Below are 21,450 nucleotides of genomic sequence, written 5' to 3'. Positions count from 1 at the left end.
AAGGTCGCGATGTGGGACCCGGCCGCCTACCTGCGCTTCACCGACCATCGCGCGCGCCCCTTCGACGACCTGCTGGCCAGGATCGCCGTCGACGACCCGGGCACCGTCGTCGACCTCGGCTGCGGCCCGGGCACCCTGACCGTACGCCTGCTGGAGCGCTGGCCCGCCGCCACGGTGACCGGCCTCGACTCCTCCGCCGAGATGATCGCCGCCGCCCGCGCGCTCGGATCCCCGGTGCGCTTCGACGTCGCCGACGTGGTCGACTGGAACCCTGAGCCGGACCTCGACCTGGTGGTCTGCAACGCCGTGCTCCAGTGGGTACCCGGACATCCCGCACTGCTGACCCGGTGGGCGGACCGGCTGCCGCCGGGCGCCGTGCTCGCCTTCGCGGTGCCCGGCAACTTCGACGCCCCGTCGCACCAGGCGATCCGCGCAGTGGCGGCGGACCCGAGGTGGCGCGACCGGCTGCCCACGATCCGGGGCGGCGACGTGGTGCGCGACCCCGCCGGGTACGCGGCGCGGCTGCTGCGCTCAGATTGCCTGGTGGACGCGTGGGAGACCACGTACCTGCATCTGCTGCCCGCCGCCGACGACGACCCGGCGGCGCACCCGGTGCTGGCCTGGGTCGAAGGAACGGCGGCGCGGCCGGTGCGCACCGCGCTCGGTGACGCCGAGTGGGCGACGTTCCGCCAACTGCTGGGGCAGGAGCTGGCGAGCCGGTACCCGATCCGCGACGGCCTGGTCTTCTTCCCGTTCCGGCGGGTGTTCGTCGTGGCGACCCGGCGACCTCGGCCGTCTGTCGGACGGGCCCGCTAACCTGTCCGGCGGGAGGTGGCGATGGCAGACGCCGACGACGTCCGCCGGCTGGCGACGGCGTTGCCGCAGGTGGTCGAGATCGACAGCGACGGTTTCGACTTCCGGGTCGGCGGCAAGGGTTTCATCTGGTCCTATCCGGAGCGCCTGCCGGGCCGGCCCCGGGTCATCCGGACCGATGTCGCGGTGCTCTACGTGGGCGACGAGGCCGAGAAACAGGCGCTGCTGCTGGGCGAGCCGGAGCTGTTCTTCACCACCCCCGGCTACGACGGGCTGCCGCTGGTGATGCTGCGGCTGGAGCGGGTCGACGTCGACCGGCTCGCCGAGCTGGTCACCGATGCCTGGCGGATGCGCGCCCCGGACGAAGTGGCGGATCAGCTTCCCGCCTGATCCGGCGGCACCGACCGCACCTGCTCGAAGTGGAACTCGCGGATGAAGCAGTCCCGTGGCTCGTCGACCGCGAACAGCACGCAGTCGACGACCGACCGGGCGGTGAGCTCGCCGTCGGCCCGCCGGGGGCCGTCCTGGACGAAATCCGGCGGATAGAGGGCGATCACCCGGATACCCTGCTGCCGCAGCCGGTGCGACAGTATGCCGGCGAAGCCGGCCTGGGCGTGCTTGGCGGCGTAGAACGCCGGGTGGGCGCCGGAGCGGTGATGTCCCGGTTCACCGCAGGCGGACACCATCAGGACGATGTCCGGGCGGGTCGACCGGCGCAGCAACGGCAGCAGATGCTTGGTCAGCAGCACGGTGCCGGTCGCCCCGCCGGCGATCACGGTGGTGATGTCGTCGTCGGATCCGGCACCGAGGTCCTCGCCGTCGAGGTAGCCGGCCGCGTTGTTGATCAGCACGTCGAGCCGGTCGGTCCGGTCGGCCACGGCGGCGGCGAACCGCCGTACGGAGGCAGGATCGGCCAGGTCACAGCGCAGCGCCTCCGCGTGACCGGGCCCGCGACGGTTGATCGCGTCGGCGACCTGCTGCGCCGTGGCCAGGTCCCGGGTTTCATGCCGCACAGCAGAGCACCTCCACCCTGGTTGAGGTCAACGGTGCGGCTAGCATCGGCGAAATGCGCGAGAAGGTGACCCGACTGTTCGTCGTGACGGCGATCGCCGAGGCATTCTCCTGGGCCGGCCTGCTGGTCGGGATGGCGGTCAAGTACGGCCCGCCCGGCAACGAACTCGGCGTCCAGATCTTCGGGCCGATCCACGGGGCGCTCTTCGCCGCGTACGGATTGCTCACGCTGGCCGTGGCCTGGGTGCACCGGTGGCGGGTGCCGGTCACCATCGTCGCGCTGGTCTGCGCGGTGCCGCCGTTCGCCACGCTCGTCTTCGAGCGGTGGGCCCGCCGGCGCGGCCTGCTCGGCGGCGGTGGGGCAGCCCGGCAGGGCCAGGGAGGTGGGTCAGCTGTCCAGGGTGACGGTGACCGTGACCCGGCCCCGGTCGTCGCGTCGGGCGACCGCGTGCCCGGGGGAGTCGACGCCGCCGAGGTGGTGCGCTGAGCTCACTGCATCGCGGTCGCGGCCGGATGCGCCGCCGACGTCGGGCAGACGAAGACGTACAACGAGTAACCCCGACCGATGAGCACGTCGACCGGGTTCATCGGCGCGCCGGCCTCCTCGCCGGTGGCCCGCCACCGCTGGCTGCCGGTGCGCTCACCCGAGTCTGCGGTGAGCAGCAACGTCATCGGTGTGCCGCATGTCGTGCAGTCGACCGGCTGCCAGTCCGACAGCGACCAGTTGGCGAAACCGCCGACCTTCCAGCCCGGTGCGAGCGAGAAGTCGTTCTGGTACCGCAGACCGGACTGCTTCTCCCAGGCGTACAGCCGCTTCTTGAGGTTTTCCGGCAGCAGATCGACGTACTGGTGCTCCCGGACCGGCTCGGGGTGCACCACGCACGGTGTCGGCAGGTAGTTCTCGTTCACCACGGTCGGCTCCGGCACCGGGTCGAGCTGGCCGTCGATGTCGGCGATCCGCCGCCAACGCAGCTCGACCCGCGGGTTGTAGCCGGCGTCCGGGTGATCCAGCGGACACCAGAGCACCTGGAGCAGGCCGGCCTGCGCCGGCCAGTCGAGGTCCGGGACGTCCCGCCGGAACAGCTGGGCCACCGGCACCAACGCGATCGGCTGCTTCGCCAGCGCCAACGGCTCGGTGTAGTCGAACTCCGGCACCTCGGCCTGCTCGGCCTCGGTCAACGTGTACTTCTGCCCGGTGGCCGCCGCGCGGGCCTTCGCCGCCGCGTAGACCCGGCGTGTCCGGCGGACCGTGTCGGGCGTCAACAGCTGGTCGACGTAGTGGTCCTGGTCGGTACAGTGTGGCCACGGCTCGCCGGCCGGCCAGCGCAGCGGCCCGCCGATCGAGCTGTCGTCGACTCCCGGATCACCTGGCCGGGGGTGCAGCCGGGTCGCGGTCGCCGCATGCTCCCGCAACTCGGGAAAGAGCTCCTCGATCTCCACCGGCGGTGGCGATGTCACGGGACGGAACGGTCGCGCCAACTCGTACTCCACATCACCCGGCCTGCCTGTCGAAGATCGAACCTACCGGAGCGACGTTGCCAGGCGAGCGGTCCCTCACCGGCCGACGTAGGCGGCCAGGTGTTCGCCGGTGAGGGTGGACCGGGCCGCGACCAGGTCGGCAGGGGTGCCCTCGAAGACGATCCGGCCACCGTCGTGACCGGCACCCGGACCGAGATCGATGATCCAGTCGGCGTGTGCCATCACCGCCTGGTGGTGCTCGATGACGATCACCGACTTGCCGGAGTCGACGAGCCGGTCCAGCAGGCCGAGCAACTGCTCGACGTCGGCCAGGTGCAGGCCGGTGGTCGGCTCGTCGAGGACGTACACGCCGCCCTTGGCCGCCATGTGGGTGGCCAGCTTCAACCGCTGCCGCTCGCCGCCGGACAGCGTGGTCAACGGCTGGCCGAGGCTGAGATAGCCGAGCCCGACGTCGGCGAGCCGGCGCAGCACGGCGTGCGCGGCCGGCGTACGGGCCTCGCCGTCGGCGAAGAACTCCTCGGCCTGCGTCACCGACATCGCCAGCACCTCGCTGATGTCGCGGCCACCGAGCCGGTACTCCAGGACCGCCGCCTGGAACCGGCGGCCCTCGCAGTCCTCGCAGACCGACGCGACCCCGGCCATCATCGCCAGGTCGGTGTAGATGACCCCGGCGCCGTTGCAGGTCGGGCAGGCCCCTTCGGAGTTGGCGCTGAACAACGCCGGCTTCACCCCGTTGGCCTTGGCGAACGCCTTACGGATCGGATCGAGCAGACCGGTGTACGTCGCCGGGTTGCTGCGCCGGGAGCCCCGGATCGCCGCCTGGTCGATCGACACCACGCCCTCACCCGGCGGGATCGAACCGTGGATCAGGGAACTCTTGCCCGACCCGGCGACCCCGGTCACCACGACCAGTACGCCGAGCGGGATGTCGACGTCGACATCGCGCAGATTGTTCGCCGTCGCACCGCGTACCGCCAGCGTGCCGGTCGGGATCCGGACCTTCTCCTTGAGCGTGGCCCGGTCGTCGAGGTGGCGGCCGGTGAGCGTACCGCTGGCCCGCAGCCCGTCGACGGTCCCCTCGAACACCACCTGGCCGCCGGCGGTGCCGGCCCCGGGCCCGAGGTCGACGACGTGGTCGGCGATCGCGATCGTCTCCGGCTTGTGCTCCACGACGAGCACCGTGTTGCCCTTGTCCCGAAGCCGCAGCAGCAGGTCGTTCATCCGGGCGATGTCGTGCGGGTGCAGCCCGATCGTCGGCTCGTCGAAGACGTACGTGACGTCGGTCAGTGACGAGCCGAGATGGCGGATCATCTTGGTGCGCTGCGCCTCGCCGCCGGAGAGGGTGCCGGACGGGCGGTCGAGGCTGAGGTAGCCGAGGCCGATCTCGACGAACGAGTCGAGGGTGTGCCGCAGCGACGCCAGCAGCGGCGCGACCGAAGGTTCGGACAGGCCCGCCACCCACTCGGCGAGGTCGCTGATCTGCATCCGGCAGGCGTCGGCGATGCTGATCCCGCCGATCTTCGACGACCGGGCGGCCTCGGTCAGCCGGGTGCCGTCGCAGTCCGGACAGGTGGTGAAGGTGATCGCCCGCTCGACGAAGGCCCGGATGTGCGGCTGCATCGCGTCGACGTCCTTGGCCAGGAACGACTTCTGGATCCGGGGGATCAGCCCTTCGTACGTCACGTTGATGTTGTCGACCTTGATCCGGGTCGGCTCCTTGTACAGCAGCGCGTCGAGTTCCTTCTTGGTGAACCGGCTGATCGGCTTGTCCGGGTCGAGGAAGCCGCTGCCGGCGTAGATCCGGGCGTACCAGCCCTCGGTGCTGAAACCGGGGATGGTCAACGCACCCTCGTTGATCGACTTGCTGTCGTCGTAGAGCGCGGTTAGGTCGAAATCGGTGACCGAGCCCCGGCCCTCACAGCGCGGGCACATGCCGCCGAGCCGGCTGTACGTCGCCTTCACCGCCTTGCTGTTCGGGCCCCGGTCGACGGTGACCGCGCCGCTGCCCCGCACCGACGCGACGTTGAAGGAGAATGCACTGGGCGGGCCGATCTGCGGTTGACCGAGCCGGCTGAACAGGATCCGCAGCATCGCGTTGGCGTCGGTCGCGGTGCCGACCGTCGAGCGGGCGTCGCCGCCCATCCGCTCCTGGTCGACGATGATCGCGGTGGTCAGCCCGTCGAGCACGTCGACGTCGGGCCGGGACTGCGTCGGCATGAAACCCTGCACGAAGGCGCTGTACGTCTCGTTGATCAACCGCTGCGATTCGGCGGCGATGGTGCCGAACACCAGGGAGCTCTTGCCGGATCCGGAGACCCCGGTGAACACTGTCAGCCGTCGTTTCGGCAGCTCGACGTCGATGTCGCGCAGGTTGTTCTCCCGCGCGCCGTGTACCCGGATCATGTCGTGCCGGTCGGCGACGTGCGGCACGGCCGGCGTCGGGCCCTCGCTCATGGTGACTCCTGGTCAACTGCGCTGCTGGATACGGATCAGGTTGCCGGCGGGATCGCGGACCGCGCAGTCGCGGACTCCGTACGGCTGGTCGGTCGGCTCCTGGACGATGTCGGCGTCGGCCGACTGTAGCCGTTCGAAGACGCCGCCGAGGTCGTCGGTGGCCAGCAGGATGCCGGCGTACGTGCCCTTGGCCATCATCTCGGTGACGACGCGCCGCTCGTCGTCGGTGATCCCCGGATCGACCGCCGGCGGGTGCAGCACGATCGCGCTGGTACCGGGCTGGCCGGCCGGTCCCACGGTGATCCAGCGCATGCCCTCGTAGCCGACGTCGTTGCGGACCTCGAAGCCGAGCAGATCGCGGTAGAAGGCCAGCGCCGCCTCCGGATCGTCGTGCGGCAGGAAGGTCGAATGAATCGTGATGTCCATGCCGGTCACGGTAACGGCGCCCGACCCGGCCGGACTTCTTGATTCCTGACCGGTGCCGGATTCCGGACCGGCCGGGTCACCTGTTTGGCAACGCACGACGGGATCCCGGCGGTGGCACGGGCGGCCTGTCGGCGGTAGACGCCCGGCGACAACCCGACCAGTTCGGTGAAACGGGTGGTGAACGTACCGAGTGAGGAGCAACCCACGGCGAAACAGACGTCGGTGACGGTCATGTCGCCACGCCGCAGCAACGCCATCGCGCGCTCGACCCGGCGGGTCAACAGATACGAGTACGGGGACTCCCCGTACGCCGCCCGGAACTCCCGACTCAGGTGGCCGGCGGACATGTGCACGCCCCGCGCCAGCGCCTCGACGTTGAGCGGTCGGGCGTACTCGCGGTCGATCCGGTCCCGGACGCGGCGCAGGAGAACGAGGTCGCGCAGTCGGCGTGTCGCGGCGGTGCTGCTGGTCACCTGAGCGATCGTGCCACGCCGGGCCGGATCCGCCCAACCTGGCCGGCGTCCGTCGCTGTGGGCAAATCATGAAATCGAATTCGTTTTCCGGTCGGAAGAAGAATGAGTCGGTGATTCGTCAGAAATGGTCGGCCGTCCCGGTTGTCGCATCGTCGACATAATGCTGTCGATCTCATCTTCCGTGATTTCTCATGGGTGAGGTCGTGGCAATCGGTCACGAATTAACATTCATGGAGGAACGCATGTACAGGAGAACGAGGGCGCTCGTCGGTGCCGTTGCCGCGGCGACCGTCGCGCTGACGGTCCTCGGCGGCGGCGCCGCGTACGGCGCGCCGGAGGAGGCCAAACAGGTCACCCGGGGGGCGCTCGCGCAGGCCGACGAGCGCCGTGCGCCCGACCGTGCCGCCCGCGCCAGCGTCGCCGCGCCGGCCGCCGCGACGGCCACCCTGGCGGTCATCCAGCGGCGGATCGCCGACTACGTCGCCACCCACGGCACGAAGTACACCTTCGGCAGCTACCTGGACGCCACCACCGGCCGGATCGTCGTGGACACCGACGCACCCGCCGACGTGGTGGCCGCGCTGACGAAGCCGACCGGCACGACCGCGGGCCACCTGCAGGCAGCAAACGCCGTACAGGTGAACACGTCCACCACCACCGACTTCTGGCACCGCCGCGACGACATCCAGCCGTACTGGGGCGGTGGCGGCATCACCCAGACCGCCGGGGTGGCGTGGTGCTCGGCCGGGTACGCCGTACAGAACGCCGCCGGCACCCGCTTCTCGGTCACCGCCGGACACTGCTTCGCCAACGGCATCAACGTGCTCACCGAGTCGGGGGCCAACCCGTACGGCGTCGTGTCGAACCGGCGGCTGCCCACGGTCAGCGGCCACGCCCAGGACATGGAGCTGGTCGGCGGCCGGTCCTACTCGGGACGGATCTTCACCGGCGGCGTGACCAGTACCTCCAGCGCCCCGGTGGTGGCGGCCGGCACCGCGTACGTCGGCTTCACCGACTACTGCCACAGTGGCCGCACCACCGGTGAGCACTGTGGACACACCGCGACCAGCATCACCGGTCAGGTCTGCACCTCCACCGGCTGCAAGTCGCCGGTGATCGTCTTCACCGGCGGTACGCAGCCGGCCGGCGGCGACTCGGGCAGCCCGTTCTACGTGAAGGACTCCTCGGGTGGTGCCTGGATCCGGGGCAACGTGATCGCCGGCAACGGCGTCACGAGCTACGCGGAACGCTACATCGACGTCGCGGCCGCGTACGGCGTCAGCATCGTCACCGGCTGACCGACAACCACACCGACACGGCACCGACGTTCACGTCGACAGATGAAAGGGCCGGGGACCATCCAGCGGTCCCCGGCCCAGCCTCGTCCGGCCCTCGGTCGCGTCCTCAGGTGACCTGCAGCGGCCACGGGCCGCCGTAGGACACCAGCCGTTCGGTGCCGTCGTCCGGCGCGATCGCCACCCGCGCGTACAGCTCGTAGTCGCCGGCCGGTACCGGCCCGCCGGCCGGCTCGCACGAGACCAGCGGTACGTCGCCGGGCAGCTGTTCGACGTCGCCGGCGGCGAGATCCCACTGAACGCCCATCAGGTCCTGGGCCACCGGGACCGCCGCGATCCGGCCCTGCTGGACCAGGAACACCTCGGCCCGCGGGCTCACCACGCCCCGGACGGCGCGGTGGCTGGTGACCTCGACGGTGCCGGTGACGTCCCGGTCGGTGCCGGACACGGTCGAGGGGAACTGCCCGTCGACGGTCAGTGCCGCGTCGTCCGGGATGCGCAACGGCTGCCCGCAGCCGAGGGCGTCGGCACTGGCCTCCGGTGCTGGCTCCATCGTCGTACCCTCCTCCGGTGCCGGTTGCGGGTTGCCGGTGCCGGTGCCCGCGCAACCGGCGGTGGCGAGCGCCAGGACGAGCGAGACGAGCGCGAACCGTACGGCGTACCTGCGATGCTCCTGCATGGCCACCTCCTCCTTGGCGAGGGGCATCGGAATCTGTACAGCGATTGGACGCGTACGCAGCGGAGCCGGTTCCCGTAGCTGTCCGATCTGTCCGACGCGGGCTTGCTCGCGTCGGCGGTCAGGACGACCCGGACAGCGCGGCGACGAGCCCGAACCCGCCGCAGCACAGCACCCCGACGACGACCAGCGTGACCAGCGCGATCAGATAGTTCGACCACATGCCGAACCTCGTCACGTCGGTGCCGTACCCGTCGTGCACCCGGTTGCGCCAGCCGCCGAACCGGAACGACAGTGGATGCGCCGCGCCGGGGTGCGCGACGACCGTCGTGGTGATCACCGGCAGGCCCATGAAATCGGTGTACCGGACGTCGTGCTGCCCGGCGGGCACCGCCACGTGCCAGGTGCCCTCGTGCGGGATCGGGACGTCGCGGCCGTCGATCTTGAACCGGCCGGCGGCCGTCGCGGGCACCAGGTACGGGCCCCGGTTGACCGAGACCACCAGCACGGCGCAGCCCGGCGGCGACGGGATCGGATGCGGGTAGGCGACCAGCAGGGACACCGGGCCGGGGACCGGCGGGTGGCCGGGGTGAGGGGCGTACGACACCGCCACATCCTGGCACGCGTCGGCACCTCGATGCGTCGCTGCGGGATGCTGCCGCCACACTCGTTGTCCCTATCATTACCTATAATGATCAGAGATTTGGATTATAGGGAGTGGAAAGGTAGTTTGACGGCATGGATCTCCTGAGTTGCGTCGACCCACACCCGCGAGGTCGGCGATGAACGCGATCTACCGGTCCGTGGACGCCCGCCGTGCCGTCGAGCAGCGGTACCGGACACTTCTGCGGCGCTGGCCGGTGCCGGCGACCGAGTCGACAGTCCCCACCCGGTACGGCGACACGTTCGTCGTCGTCAGCGGTCCCCGGGACGCCCCGCCGGTCGTCGCGCTACACGGCGGCAGCTTCAACTCGGCGGCGTGGATCGGCGACATCGAGACCTGGGCGCAGACCCACCGGGTGTACGCCGTCGACGTGATCGGTGAACCTGGGCTCAGCGCACCGGCACGGCCGCCGCTCACCTCCGGCTGCTACGCCGAGTGGCTCGACGACGTGCTGGCCGCGTTCGACATCGGCCAGGCGGCGTTCGTCGGTGCCTCGCTGGGCGGCTGGCTGGCGCTCGACTACGCGCTGCGCCGACCGCAGCGGATCACCCGGCTCGCGTTGCTCGTACCCGGCGGTATCGGCCGGCAGAAGAACGGTGCGGTGATCGGGTCGCTCTTCTTCCTACCGTTCGGCGAATGGGGTCGGCGCGCGGCCGTCCGACTCGTACTCGGCCCGCCCCCGGCGGCGTCCGATGTCAGGCAGCTGCCCGAGTCGGCGGAGCTGGCCGATTTCCTGCTGCTCATCCAGCGGAGCTACCGGCGACGAGGCGACCGGCTGCCGATCTTCAGCGACGACCGACTGCGCCGTCTCGACGTGCCGTTGCTGGTCGTCGCCGGAGCGAAGGACCGGCTGCTGGATGCCCGGCAGACCGCTCGCCGGGTGCGCCGACTGCTGCCGCAGGCGACCGTCGTCCTGCTGCCCGACACCGGGCACATCCCCATCGGCTACACCCGGTCCGTCCAGCGGTTCCTGACCGGCGAGGAGGCGCACCAGGCGGCTGGACGATCTGGAACAGGCGGCGGGTAGGCTGCGGAGTCCGGTCCGGGACTGCCGCGGAGGGACCTCTTGCGTACCGATTTCGTCGTCCGCTACGAACAGGCCAGCCGGCACTTCTGCGACCTCGTCGCCCAGGTCGGCGACGACCAGTGGAGCGCCCCGACGCCGTGCTCCGAATGGGACGTACGGGCGCTGGTGGACCACGTGGTCCGCGGCAACCTCGCGGTGGTCCCGGTGCTCGCCGGCATCCCGCTGGCCGAACTCGGCCGGCTCGACATCGCCCGGCCGGACTTCGACGTGCTGGGCGGCGATCCACTCGCGGCGGTACGCCACTCGGTCGACGTCGCGGTCGAGGCGTTCGCCCGCCCCGGAGTGCTCGACGCCGTCGTCCACCATCCGGTCGGCGACATGCGCGGCCGACGGCTGGCCGGGCTGTGTTTCAACGACAACCTGGTGCACAGCTGGGATCTGGCCCAGGCGATCGGCGTCGACGCCACCCTCGACCCGGTGCTGGTCGAAGCCGCCCACGCGTTCATCGAACCGGTGGCGGGCGCCCTGCCGCCGGGATACTTCGCGCCGGCACCGCAGCTCGGGGCGGACCCGGACCGCCAGACCCAGCTGCTCGCCCTGCTGGGCCGGGACGCGCAGGCGTGGGGCCGGTCGCGGTAGCTGTGGACGGGACCCTGTGCCCACGGTGCCAGATTGCCCTGGTGACGGTCGATGGTCTCCGACCGTGGTGTCAACGGTGCGAGTGGAACCTGGACGACATCGGGCCGGTCGACGGCGGTTGGCTGGCCCGGTCGGTCACCAGGATCGACCGCCGGGCGGGCCTGCGCGCCGACCGATGGCTCGCCGAACGGTCCGTCGCGGATCCGGTGAGCCGGCCCGGAGCCGGTCAGCTGTTCCTCTGCGCCGTGTCGGCGATCATCGTGCTGCTCACCGTCGCACTGTGGGCCGTCGGCCTGTGGCTGGTGTTCGCGAGCGGGTTCTTCCCGGCGATCCTGCTCGGGGTGGCGCTGGTGGCCGTCGGCTACGGGCTGCGCCCCCGGCTGTCCAGCGTGCGACGGACGCTGCGCGGCCGACACCGGCTGGACCCGGCCCAGGCGCCGGCACTGCACGCGCTGATCCACGAGGTCGCCGATCGGTGCGGAGCGCCCCGCCCGCACATCGTCGCGCTCGACGAGGACTGGAACGCGTCGGTCGCCGTGGTCGGTTTCCGCCGGACCCGGATCCTGACTCTCGGGACGCCGTTGCTGGTCGCGTTGCGTGGTCCGGAACTGGTGGCGCTGCTCGGCCACGAACTCGGCCACCTGCTGCACCAGGACTCCCGGCGTATCCTGCTCACCCAGCCGGCGACCAGCACCTTCGGCCTCATGGCGGTGGCCGTGCAGCCACCGGCCGGCGATGCCCACGACCGGGACGTGGAGGGCGTCTACGCGCTGTTCTACACGATCTGGCAGCTCGTCGCCGGAGCGCTCTGCTGGCTGCTGTTCATCGTCCACCTCGGACTCAACATCGTCGACGCGCACGATCGGCGTCGGGTGGAGTTGCGGGCCGATCTGATCGCGGCGCGAGCCGCCGGTACGACCGGAGCCCTGGCGCTGCTGGACGTCCTGGCCCAACTTCCCCTGCTCGTGCCGTACCTGGCCCCGACCGGCAACGTCGGTGGCGCGCTGCGTCAGTGGCGTACGGATATCATGCGGGCCCGGGAGCGCCACGAGGAGCGGTTGCCGCTGCTGCGGCAATTGAGTATCCGCTCCGATGCCGCGCTGCTGGCCAGCCACTCCGCGCCGGGGCGTCGGCACCAGGTGCTCTCCGGTCGTCCGCCGCAGGAGCCCAGCGTCGTGGTCAGCGAAGCCGACGCCGCGCGGATCGATGCCGAGATCGCACCGTACGTCGAAGGTATCCGCCGACGGTTGGCCGACCACCACGAACTGTGACTTCGCGTTCGACGGCTGTATCTATGGTGGAACCATGTCCAGCGGTGCGGCGTTCTGGTCGGTGCTGGCCCTGGCCGTCGTCGGTGGCGCGGTGGTCGGGGTGCTCATCTGGCTCGGCACGGCCGCCCAGCGGCGGGCCGAGGAGTTGGAGATCGGCGCACTGCGCGCCGACCTGCTGCGCGAGGCCGGGCACCGTGGCTGGGTCGAGTCCGACCCGCCGGCGGAGCTGACCTGGCGCGGGCTCGGCACGGTCATCCCGGACGAGAAACGCCGCTGTGCCCTGGTCGGTACGCACGCGGGACGGCAGGTGGCGCTGCTCTGGTGCAGCTTCGAGGACAACGACGTGTCGTTGCGGTACGTCGCGCTGCTCGTCCGAGTCGATGGGCAACTGCCGGGGGTGGAGATCCAGCTCCGGCGGTCGTTGACCGTCGTACCGCACGGCGCACCGGACGCCGTCGGGCGAGCGCTGACCGGGCCGGTGCGGGCGGCCCTGCATCGGCTACGCGACCTGGGTAGCTGCTCCGACCGCCCGGTCCGGATCGAGGGACGGGCACTGCAGGTCGTGGTCGACGGCTGGCCACGGTTGCCGGAGCTGGGGGCGCACCTGACCGCCGCGACCACGCTCGCCGCCGCGTTGTCGACGGCAGACACCGCCACCGACGACGGCCCGGACATCTGACGGCCCGGACATCTGACGGCCCGGACACCTGACGGCCCAGCGCGTCTGCTGCGCGTCATCGCGTCCCGATCCCTGAGCTGAGCAGCACAGTAGTGGCTATTGAGAACGATTTTCGTTAGCTATAGGCTGCGCTCGGAGAAGGGATTGATCATGAAACCGAGACGCTCGCTCATACATCGACAGGCTGGGCGACTTCAGCGCCCAGCGGTACGACTGGCCGCCGGGGCCGTCGCCGTCGTCGCCGCCGTATCGGCCGGCGCGTTGCTGCTCCCCACCACGCAGGCCGCCGCCGCACCCGGCCCGGCACCCGCGCCGCAGCAGTACCGCGTCCTGCAGGACATCCACACCGACGCGATTTCGACCTTCCTGGACGACGGCGTCCTCGCCCTCGGCACCAAGGCGGACGTCGCCGAAGGCACCGGCACCCGGTTCGCCGCCGACGACGTCTGGTTCCACATCGACGACGACGCGGCCAGCCCTGTCCCCGCCGGCTACGAGTTCATCGCCGCCGCCGGCGAGCAGGTCTGGATCGCGCCGGAATCGAACCCGGGCGGCACACAGCTCTGGCCCGGCTTCTCGACCGAGTCGGTGCCCGCCGGCGCGGTCGCCGGCGATCAGACGGCCTTCACGCTGAGCGGGTTCGACGGACCCGGCGACATCGAGCTCTTCCGTACCGGGTCGTTCGGCACCCCGACCCGCCTGTGGTCCTCCGACGAGGATCACAAGACCTTCAGCGTCGGCCGTACCCACATGCACGCCAACTGGGCGTTCACCGCCGCCGGCACCTACCGGCTCACCGTGACCGCCACGGCCACCGCCGGTGCCACCCCGATGGCCGCCACCGCCACGTACACGTTCGTGGTCGGTGACCTGCCGGAGGTCGTGGCCACCTCCACCGCGCTGACGGCGTCGGCGACCGCGCTGACCGTCGGCGAGCCGGTCACCCTGACCGGGACGGTGACCCCAGCGGAAACCGACGGGTACGTGGAGTTCCGCGACGGCGGCACCGTGCTCGGCCACGCGCCGGTCGACGGCGGATCGGCCGAGCTCGTCGTACCGGATCTGGCGGCCGGGGCGCACCCGCTCACCGCGTCCTTCGTTCCGGCGGTCGGCAACCTCGCCGGGGGTTCCACCTCGGCGTCGGTGGCGGTCACCGTCACCGACGACTCCGGCGTGGAGTTCGGCATCGCCGGCATCGCCGAGTCGTACCAGCCCGGTGACCTGCTCCAGGCCCGGGTGGTCGGGGCCACCCTGGCCGAAGGTCAGAGCTTCCAGTGGGCGATCCGGCCGGTCGGCGCGACGAACAGTGGGTACGCGTTCTCCGGCACCGGCGGGCAGGCCGCGCAGGGCATCGTCGAGCAGCGCGTCGACGTCGCCTACGACGGGTACGAGGTGCGGGTACGGCTACGCGCCGGCAGCACGACGCTGTCCACGACCGGTTGGGTGCCGATCCGGGTCCAGCCGTCGGTGGAGCCACTGTCCTTCGGCTTCGTCGCGACCGGCCCGCTGTACCTCGGCGACGACGTCCTGCTCCGGGTGAGCGGCCGGGAACTCGCCGCTGGCGAGAGCCTGCGGTTCGTCGAGCGGTTCGGCTCCCCGTGGTCGCCGCGCGCCGGAGTGAGCCAGGTCGACGCCACCACGTACCAGGTCCAGCCGACCTACGCCAACACCAGTGGCGAGTGGGCGTTGCAGGTGATCCGCGACGACCTCGTCGTCGCCCAGTCCGCGCCGGTGCCGGTCGACATCCGCGCCCGGGAGGTGCTGGTCGAAGGCATCCAGGGGGTCTACCGGGTGGGTCAGACGCTGCGGGCCACCGGCACGGTCTACCCGGCCAAGGAGGGCCTGCTCTACCGTTGGGTCCTGCTGGACCTCACCACGTACCAGGGCACGACCCTGCAGGAGGGGGCCGACGCCACGGCACTGTCCATCGAGCTGCCGGTCACCCTCGACCTCGACAACAACCAGCTGACCCTCGCCGCGGTCTGGGACTACGGCTCGACCGAGGTGTACGCCGGGCAGACGGGCACGAAGATCGTCGTGTCCGACGCGGACCCGTCGACGCAGCTGTTCTTCTTCAACGGACTCAGCGACCACTACCACCAGGGCAGCCCGATCAACCTTCAGCTGCTCGCCGACCCGGCGCTGGCCGACGGTGACACGGTCGACTGGCAGTGGCGGTGGCCCGGCAGCGACGAGTGGACGACCCTGCCCGGCGCGTCCGGTCTGGCGCACTCCGTCGTCGCCGAGCAGGCGCTCGACGGCGTCGAGGTCCGGGCCACCCTGACCTTCGGTGTCGAGGGCACCGAGCCGATGGTCGCCGAGCCGGTGACGATCCACGTCGACGACCACGGCGCGGCGCCGCGCCAGCAGGTGACCGTCACCGGCGAGACGTCGTTGGCCGTCGGCGACGTCGCGACCTTCACCGCCGACGTGTCCGCCGACACCGTGCTGACCGGCTACCAGTGGTTCGAGAAGGCACCGGACGCGGCCGAGGCCACCCCGATCGCGGGGGCGACCGGTCGCGAGTACTCGTTCACCGTCACCGCCGGGCACCACAGTCGCGAGCTCAGCGTCGCGGTGGTGACACCCACCGGGCAGACCGCGTACGGGCCGTCGGAACCGGTCACCCTCGCCGTGGACGATCACGGCGGCGGGGTCGGCGCGACCAGTCAGGAGATCATCGCCGCGGTGCCCGACGGCACCCTGGTGATCAGCGTCGACGCCAACGACCAGGTGCTGATGAGCGACTTCGCGCTCAGCGCCGAGGCCGACCGCTGGGTCTCGACCGGTGAACTGCGGCCGGTACGGGTCACCGACGCTCGGGCATCGGCACCGGGTTGGACCGCGTCCGGCCAGGTCAGCGACTTCGTCGCCGGTACGCAGACGCTGTCCGGTCGGTTCCTCGGCTGGACTCCGCGCGTGGTGTCGCAGCCCGGCGCGGGTGCCGTGACGGCGGGGGCGAGCATCGCTCCGGCCTTCGACGCCGGCCGGGGCCTGCTGGACAGCAGCCCGCTCGCGATCGGTGCCGCCGGTGCCCGGGGCACCAGTGAGCTCGGCGCCGGCCTGCGTATCGAGGCACCGACCGACGTCGCCGCCGGCACCTACGTCGCCACGATCACCTTCACCGCGATCTGACGGCTGTCACCAGCCACGAGGTGAGGCTGATCCAGGTCACGCAACGATGTGACGTGGATCGGCCTCACCTCGACGCGTTTCACGGCCACCGCTTTCCGGTCTTCCGAAGGCGGGACTTGATATGCAAGTGCAGACTTGCCTATTGTGGGGCGGGTGGCGGTCCTCTACCGGGCACTCGCCGACCCGACCCGGCGACGGATCATGGACGAGCTCGCCCGCAAGGGCGGGATGAGCCTGTTCGAGATCTGCACCCGCCTGCTCACCGAACACGGCACCACCTCCACCCGGCAGGCGATCTCGCAGCACCTAACCGTGCTGGAGGAGGCCGGACTCGTCCGCTGCGAACGGGTCGGCCGCACCAAACTCCACTACCTCGACACCCGGCCGCTGCGCTCGATCATCGAGCGGTGGCCGCTCAGCGATGAGGAGAAGACATGAAAGCCCGCATCTACGTGACCAGCGTCTTCGTCGACGACCAGGCCAAGGCGCTCGCCTTCTACACCGACAAGCTCGGCTTCGTCCCCAAGACCGACTTCCCGGTCGGGGAACACCGCTGGCTCACCGTGGTCGGCGCCGACGCCCCGGACGGCGTCGAACTGCTGCTGGAGCCCGACGAGAACCCGGCCGCCCAGGCGTACAAGCAGGCGCTTGCCGAGCAGGGCATCCCGGCGGCCTCGTTCGCCGTGGACGACGTCGAGGAGGCCTACCGGGTGCTACAGGCCGACGGGGTCACCTTCATCCAGACCCCCACGCCGATGGGCCCGTTCGTCGGCGCGGTACTCGACGACACCTGCGGCAATCTCATCCAACTGGTCAGCCCGGCCTGACCCCTGACCTCGACGCGGAGCTTCCGGAGTCAGACAGTGGGGCGCTCGGCGAGCTGAGCTAGAGGTCGCGGAAACCGCGAACGCCGCGCGTTTGCCCGCACCCGACACCCTGGTAGGCGTGCCTGTCGCGCTCTACCCACCGGTCTGGCAACGCCTGATGTGGTTCCTGGCCCTCAGCGCGGCTTCCGCGTGCCTGTTGGCGGCCGCGGTCGATGAAGAGGGCTGGACCGTCCTGGCCGCGTCGTCCGGAGCGGCGGTGACGTTCGCCGCCGCCGCGCGCAGCGTGTTTCTGCGCGTCGAAGCCCACCCGGAGTACGTCGTGCTGGTCAACTGGCTCCGGGCCGTGCGGCTACCCTGGCCGGAGATAGACCGGTTCGGCCACGACGACGAAGGACTCTGGGTACGCCGCCGCGACGGCACCGAGCTGCGTGCCTCGGCCTTCCAGCACGGCCACTCTTCTCCCGGCTTCACCCGGCCTCCGGTGGTGGCCGCCGCCACCCGACTGGAAAAGATCCGACGCCGTCGGTGAGAAGCCGTCGACCCTGCGGCGGCCGCCGGCACGAGCGGCCGCCAGCGGGGGAGTACGCAGCGCGCCGGCCTCGGTATCCTCGTCGTCAGTGCGACTGGCGGCACGGGGATGGTGGACCATCGGGGAGCCGGCCACGGGAGTCGACCGCCTGGGCTCCCGTCCGAGAGGACTCCCATGCCCACGACTGCTCGACTGTTGCCCGGCGCGCCGGTGGCCGAGGCTGTACTCGCCGACGTCGCCCGGCGGGTGTCCGCCTTGCGCGAACGTGGTGTCACGCCCAGCCTCGCCACCATTCTGGTCGGCGACGACGACGCCAGCGCCGGCTACATCCGGATCAAGCAGCGACAGGCCGCCGAACTTGGCTTCGACTCGCCGCACCGGCACCTGCCTGGCGCCGCAACCCAGGACGACCTGCTCGACGTGATCGCCGGGTTCAACGCCGACCGCGCGGTGCACGCCGTTCTGATCCAGTACCCGATCCCGGGCCACCTCGACTACGACGCCGCCCTGCAGAGCCTCGACCCGGACAAGGACGTCGACGGCATGCATCCACTCAACATGGGTCGGCTCGCCGTCGGCCTGCCGGGACCCGTGCCGTGCACCCCGGCCGGGATCGAGGCGCTGCTGGCCCACTACCGGATCCCGGTCGCCGGCCGGGAAGTGGTCATCCTCGGCCGCGGCGCCACCCTCGGCCGCCCGCTGGCCATGCTGCTGGCCCAGAAACGGCCGACCGCCAACGCCGCAGTGACGGTGGTGCACACCGGGGTGGCTGACTGGCCTCGCTACACCCGCCGCGCCGAAATCCTCATCGCGGCGGCCGGCGTACCGGGCATCGTCCAGCCGGAGCACGTCCGGCCCGGCGCGGTGGTGATCGGCGCTGGTGTCCGGTACGCCGGACGCCGGCTCCTGCCAGATGTCGACGAGACCTGCGCCGAGGTGGCGTCCGCGATCACACCTCGCGTCGGCGGTGTCGGACCGACCACCGTCGCCATGCTGTTCCGCAACGCCGCACTCAGCGCCGAACGGGCAACCAGGTAGGAGCCGGCCCGGCCTGCCGTAGAGGTTGGACAGAAAGCCGACCCGGCCCCATTGGCGAACATCAGCCAATAACGGACCGGGACCCAATGATCGTCGAGCAAGGACATCCAGTTTCCTGATCCGCCATACGAAGGCGTTGATCCCACTGTCCAGATAGGCGATGGCCGGCGGGATTCACCATGGGTAAGGTCAGTCGCCTTGTAGCAGGTGGTGGATCATCGGAGGGCCGGAGATGTCGACGTATCGTTTCAACACGCCGCCCGGCTGGCCTGTACCGCCGCCACAATGGGTGCCACCAGCAGGGTGGAAACCCGATCCGACATGGCCTGCCGCGCCGCTGGACTGGAACTGGTGGATCCCTACAGAGACGCCGACAGGGCAGACCAAGGACATGCCGCTGGCGGACCCTTCGGCCGCGCATCCGCCGGTCATTCCCGGGCCAGCGACAACAACCACCACACCGGCGCACATCGACCACTCCGCGTCGGTCGAGCACCCTGCCCAGGCTGGCCTGTCGACCTACCCCGGCCGCGCATCCGCCGAACCGCCAGCGGCCGTTCCCCCAGCGGCCATCGTGGCTGCGCCTACGGTGTCGACGGGCACCGGACCGAACATCATCCGGCCGGTGCAACGAAGCGGCCGAGGTGGCCTGTTCGGCGGGAAGAAGCAGCTGGAGGAGGAGAACGAGGAACTACGTCGACAGCTGACCACGTTGCTCGGGCTTGACCCCACCGCCGTGGCCAACGAGGCATCCGCGCTGCAGACTCAGGTGCAGCAGCTTCAGGCCGAGCAACGCATGCTGCATGGTCAGCTCGCTCGGCTGCGTGCCGAACTCGTCCGCACTTCCGAGGACGCCGAGCTTCAGGAGGTCGGCATCTACCAGTATCGGCATCCGCTGGCTGATGCACTGGCCTACAAGACCCAACTGGCAGACCTGTCGGACCGGGTCAAGTCGATGGCCCGGGGCGGCACGGCGGTGCAGGCCAACAACGGCTGGACGGTGAACGGCTCCGCCGCCGAGGGACGCAAGATGGTCCGCGAATACACCAAACTGATGCTGCGCGCGTACAACGCCGAGGCGGACAGTTGCGTATCGCGAGTGCAGCCGCATCGACGTCACACGACCGTCGAGCGTCTCGACAAGGTCGCCAATACGATCGCGAAGCTCGGTAAGACCATGGGGATCCGGATCGACCCAGAGTATCACCGGCTGCGAGCGTACGAGATCGACCTGACTGCCGACTACCGTGCCAAGCTGGAGGAGGAGAAGGAACGGATCCGCGAGGAACGCGAGCGGCAGCGGGAGGAACGGGCGGCAACCGCTGAGTTGGAACGCGAGAAGGCGCGACTGGCCAAAGAGCAGTCCCACTACCAGGCCGCGCTCGCCAAACTGCAGGCGAAGGGTGACGACGCGGGGGCCGCCGAGCTGGCGGCCAAACTGTGCGAGATCGGTGAGGCGATCGCCGGGGTCGAGGAACGCGCGGCGAATGTTCGGGCCGGCTATGTCTACGTCATCTCGAACATTGGCGCGTTCGGGCCGAGGATGGTCAAGATCGGGATGACGCGGCGCCTTGACCCCGAGGACCGGGTTCGGGAGCTCGGCGACGCCTCAGTGCCGTTCAAGTTCGACACTCACGCGCTGATCTTCAGCGAGGACGCGGTCGGGCTGGAGGCCAAGCTGCACAACGCACTAGCCGAGCAGCGGGTGAACAAGGTGAATCACCGTCGGGAGTTCTTCTACGCCGACCCCGCGCAGGTCCGCGACCTGCTGCAGGAGATCGCCGGCCAGCACCTGCTGGCCTACCACGAGCGTGCCGAAGCTCTTGAATGGCGGGCCAGCGGCGCACACCAGCAGCAGACCCAGCCAGTGGCCCATCATTCCTCGCTCTTGACGCCGGTCGCCGGCTGATCCAGGGGATGACCATGAGCATCTACCTGCGTACCAGCCTGAAAGCCGGGTCGTTCCGGTTCAACCTGTCCCCGTCCGGTATTGGCGTCTCGGTGGGCGTCCCCGGGTTCCGGGTCGGTTCCGGGCCGAGTGGCAACTATGTGCGGATCGGCGGGCGTGGCGTCCACTATGCCACCGCCCGACAGCCGGCCCGGCGACCTCCAGCGATGGTTCACCAGGCCGGTCACGGCCCGACCCAGTTTCCGCCGCCAGGGTCATCGCCAACCGCGGCGGTCGCGATGCAGGACCTCAGCGGCACGCCCGTCCAGCAACTCGTCGCCGTACACCCCTCCGAGTTGGTCGCGCAGATCGCCACCGCCCAACGCCGTGTCGCACTCTGGCCGTACGCCGCTGGCCTGATCGGCCTCGTGGCGCTGCTGACGATGCCGTTCGGGCTTGGACTGCTGTTGATCGGCGCGCCCGCTGTCGTATGGATCTACCTGCGCGACGCCGCGCGCCGCGCAGTCGTCACCTTCTACCAGGTCGACGATCAGCCGGCCGTCCGGTTCGGTGCGCTCACCGCTGCCCACGCATACGCCGCCCAGTCACACGGCCGTTGGCATGTGGCGGCGCAGGGGAGTCTGGTCACGCCGTACCAGCGGAAGGTCAACGCCGGTGCCGGCAGCCTTATCCAGCGCAGCCCCGCCGGGCTGACCGTCGCCGGTCCGCCGGTCCTGGTGACCAACATCGCCGTACCGACGCTGAGTAGCGGAAGCCGTGCTGTGCACTTCCTGCCGGATCGTGTCCTGATCCGTGACGGCAGCCGGTACGCCGAACTGCCGTACCCGATGCTGCAGGTGCACGCGCAACAGCAACGGTTCATCGAGGACGGACCGGTCCCCGGCGACTCACGGATGATCGGCACCACCTGGCAGTACGCCAATGCCAGGGGCGGTCCCGACCGACGCTACAAGGACAACCGTCAACTGCCGGTGATGCTGTACAGCCGCCTCACGCTCAGCAGTCCGTCCGGTTTCCTTATAGTATGTGACTTCTCCCGGCCCGACGCCGCCAGCGTTCTCGCCAGTGCCCTCGATGCGATGCGGTAGCCAGGTTCTGGTTCGGT

The 21,450-nt window shown here is 70.4% G+C and carries 21 protein-coding genes, 2 pseudogenes and 1 riboswitch; of the genes and pseudogenes, 16 read left to right on the top strand and 7 right to left on the bottom strand.

The genetic code is table 11. The features are described from left to right. The first annotated feature begins 9 nt into the window (after window positions 1–9). Together O7608_RS30520 and O7608_RS30515 are read left to right on the top strand one after the other, a co-directional pair. Window positions 10–816, top strand: a complete 807-nt coding sequence (locus O7608_RS30520; RefSeq protein ID WP_289207835.1) for a trans-aconitate 2-methyltransferase — start codon at window positions 10–12, stop codon at window positions 814–816. A gap of 21 nt (window positions 817–837) precedes the next feature. Beyond that, window positions 838–1,203, top strand: a complete 366-nt coding sequence (locus tag O7608_RS30515) for an MmcQ/YjbR family DNA-binding protein (protein ID WP_289207834.1) — start codon at window positions 838–840, stop codon at window positions 1,201–1,203. Here O7608_RS30515 and O7608_RS30510 read toward each other — a convergent pair. Beyond that, window positions 1,188–1,811: pseudogene (locus O7608_RS30510) on the bottom strand (SDR family oxidoreductase); the annotation flags it as partial. The gene O7608_RS30515 and the pseudogene O7608_RS30510 overlap by 16 nt on opposite strands. A gap of 68 nt (window positions 1,812–1,879) precedes the next feature. On the opposite strand from O7608_RS30510, the gene O7608_RS30505 reads away from it, so the two are divergent. Continuing rightward, complete coding sequence (locus tag O7608_RS30505; protein WP_421357573.1) at window positions 1,880–2,311, top strand: DUF3817 domain-containing protein; 432 nt, start codon at window positions 1,880–1,882, stop codon at window positions 2,309–2,311. 2 nt (window positions 2,312–2,313) lie between these two features. Here O7608_RS30505 and O7608_RS30500 read toward each other — a convergent pair whose 3' ends face one another. The 4 genes from O7608_RS30500 to O7608_RS30485 form a co-directional block, all read right to left on the bottom strand. Further along, window positions 2,314–3,282, bottom strand: coding sequence for a hypothetical protein (locus O7608_RS30500; protein WP_289207832.1), 969 nt, complete (start codon window positions 3,280–3,282; stop codon window positions 2,314–2,316). A 96-nt stretch (window positions 3,283–3,378) separates the two neighbouring features. Further along, on the bottom strand, window positions 3,379–5,757 hold the full coding sequence (locus O7608_RS30495) for an ATP-binding cassette domain-containing protein (RefSeq protein WP_289207831.1): 2,379 nt from the start codon (window positions 5,755–5,757) through the stop codon (window positions 3,379–3,381). Between the two features lie 12 nt (window positions 5,758–5,769). Next, window positions 5,770–6,183 carry a VOC family protein gene (locus O7608_RS30490; protein WP_289207830.1) on the bottom strand — a complete coding sequence of 138 codons (414 nt, stop codon included), beginning with the start codon at window positions 6,181–6,183 and terminating at the stop codon, window positions 5,770–5,772. Window positions 6,184–6,188: 5 nt separating this feature from the next. Beyond that, window positions 6,189–6,656, bottom strand: a complete 468-nt coding sequence (locus O7608_RS30485) for a helix-turn-helix transcriptional regulator (protein WP_289207829.1) — start codon at window positions 6,654–6,656, stop codon at window positions 6,189–6,191. Between the two features lie 242 nt (window positions 6,657–6,898). Between O7608_RS30485 and O7608_RS30480 the strand changes: the two genes are divergently transcribed. Further along, on the top strand, window positions 6,899–7,954 hold the full coding sequence (locus O7608_RS30480) for a chymotrypsin family serine protease (RefSeq protein WP_289207828.1): 1,056 nt from the start codon (window positions 6,899–6,901) through the stop codon (window positions 7,952–7,954). Window positions 7,955–8,060: 106 nt separating this feature from the next. On the opposite strand, the gene O7608_RS30475 is transcribed toward O7608_RS30480, so the two are convergent. Beyond that, complete coding sequence (locus tag O7608_RS30475; protein ID WP_289207827.1) at window positions 8,061–8,630, bottom strand: hypothetical protein; 570 nt, start codon at window positions 8,628–8,630, stop codon at window positions 8,061–8,063. Between the two features lie 118 nt (window positions 8,631–8,748). Further along, complete coding sequence (locus tag O7608_RS30470) at window positions 8,749–9,234, bottom strand: hypothetical protein (RefSeq protein WP_289207826.1); 486 nt, start codon at window positions 9,232–9,234, stop codon at window positions 8,749–8,751. Between the two features lie 175 nt (window positions 9,235–9,409). Here O7608_RS30470 and O7608_RS30465 point away from each other — a divergent pair, with 175 nt between their 5' ends. From O7608_RS30465 to O7608_RS30415, 12 genes and pseudogenes are all read left to right on the top strand, one after another. Further along, window positions 9,410–10,318: an alpha/beta fold hydrolase gene (locus O7608_RS30465; RefSeq protein ID WP_289207825.1), complete on the top strand. Its 909-nt coding sequence runs from the start codon at window positions 9,410–9,412 to the stop codon at window positions 10,316–10,318. A gap of 39 nt (window positions 10,319–10,357) precedes the next feature. After that, window positions 10,358–10,957 (top strand): TIGR03086 family metal-binding protein, encoded by a 600-nt coding sequence (locus tag O7608_RS30460; RefSeq protein ID WP_289207824.1) that lies wholly within the window; start codon window positions 10,358–10,360, stop codon window positions 10,955–10,957. 41 nt (window positions 10,958–10,998) lie between these two features. Further along, the gene (locus O7608_RS30455; RefSeq protein WP_289207823.1) at window positions 10,999–12,228 is read left to right on the top strand and encodes a M48 family metallopeptidase; all 1,230 of its coding nucleotides are present in this window, start codon (window positions 10,999–11,001) and stop codon (window positions 12,226–12,228) included. A 34-nt stretch (window positions 12,229–12,262) separates the two neighbouring features. Then, entirely contained in the window at window positions 12,263–12,907 is a 645-nt protein-coding gene (locus O7608_RS30450; protein ID WP_289207822.1) for a hypothetical protein, read from the top strand. Window positions 12,908–13,168: 261 nt separating this feature from the next. Next, window positions 13,169–16,042 (top strand): choice-of-anchor M domain-containing protein, encoded by a 2,874-nt coding sequence (locus O7608_RS30445; protein ID WP_289207821.1) that lies wholly within the window; start codon window positions 13,169–13,171, stop codon window positions 16,040–16,042. Window positions 16,043–16,195: 153 nt separating this feature from the next. Next, window positions 16,196–16,480, top strand: a complete 285-nt coding sequence (locus tag O7608_RS30440) for an ArsR/SmtB family transcription factor (protein WP_289207820.1) — start codon at window positions 16,196–16,198, stop codon at window positions 16,478–16,480. Then, the gene (locus O7608_RS30435; protein WP_289207819.1) at window positions 16,477–16,869 is read left to right on the top strand and encodes a VOC family protein; all 393 of its coding nucleotides are present in this window, start codon (window positions 16,477–16,479) and stop codon (window positions 16,867–16,869) included. Before O7608_RS30440 ends, O7608_RS30435 begins: the two co-directional genes overlap by 4 nt. Window positions 16,870–16,987: 118 nt before the next feature. Next, window positions 16,988–17,398 carry a PH domain-containing protein gene (locus O7608_RS30430; protein ID WP_289207818.1) on the top strand — a complete coding sequence of 137 codons (411 nt, stop codon included), beginning with the start codon at window positions 16,988–16,990 and terminating at the stop codon, window positions 17,396–17,398. 80 nt (window positions 17,399–17,478) lie between these two features. Beyond that, a riboswitch (ZMP/ZTP riboswitch) is annotated at window positions 17,479–17,559 on the top strand. A 13-nt stretch (window positions 17,560–17,572) separates the two neighbouring features. Then, window positions 17,573–18,436 (top strand): bifunctional 5,10-methylenetetrahydrofolate dehydrogenase/5,10-methenyltetrahydrofolate cyclohydrolase, encoded by an 864-nt coding sequence (locus tag O7608_RS30425; RefSeq protein ID WP_289207817.1) that lies wholly within the window; start codon window positions 17,573–17,575, stop codon window positions 18,434–18,436. Window positions 18,437–18,668: 232 nt separating this feature from the next. Further along, window positions 18,669–20,345 (top strand): SNIPE associated domain-containing protein, encoded by a 1,677-nt coding sequence (locus O7608_RS30420; RefSeq protein WP_289207816.1) that lies wholly within the window; start codon window positions 18,669–18,671, stop codon window positions 20,343–20,345. Beyond that, window positions 20,264–20,503, top strand: a pseudogene (locus tag O7608_RS32070) (DUF4236 domain-containing protein); the annotation flags it as partial. The gene O7608_RS30420 and the pseudogene O7608_RS32070, both read left to right, overlap by 82 nt. 120 nt (window positions 20,504–20,623) lie before the next feature. Next, complete coding sequence (locus O7608_RS30415) at window positions 20,624–21,433, top strand: hypothetical protein (protein WP_289207815.1); 810 nt, start codon at window positions 20,624–20,626, stop codon at window positions 21,431–21,433. Window positions 21,434–21,450 lie beyond the last annotated feature (17 nt).

This window comes from Solwaraspora sp. WMMA2056, from assembly GCF_030345095.1.
Taxonomy (GTDB): Bacteria; Actinomycetota; Actinomycetes; order Mycobacteriales; family Micromonosporaceae; genus Micromonospora_E.
The sequence above is the reverse complement of the archived record's forward strand: the minus strand, read 5'-3'. Positions and strand labels throughout refer to the sequence as shown.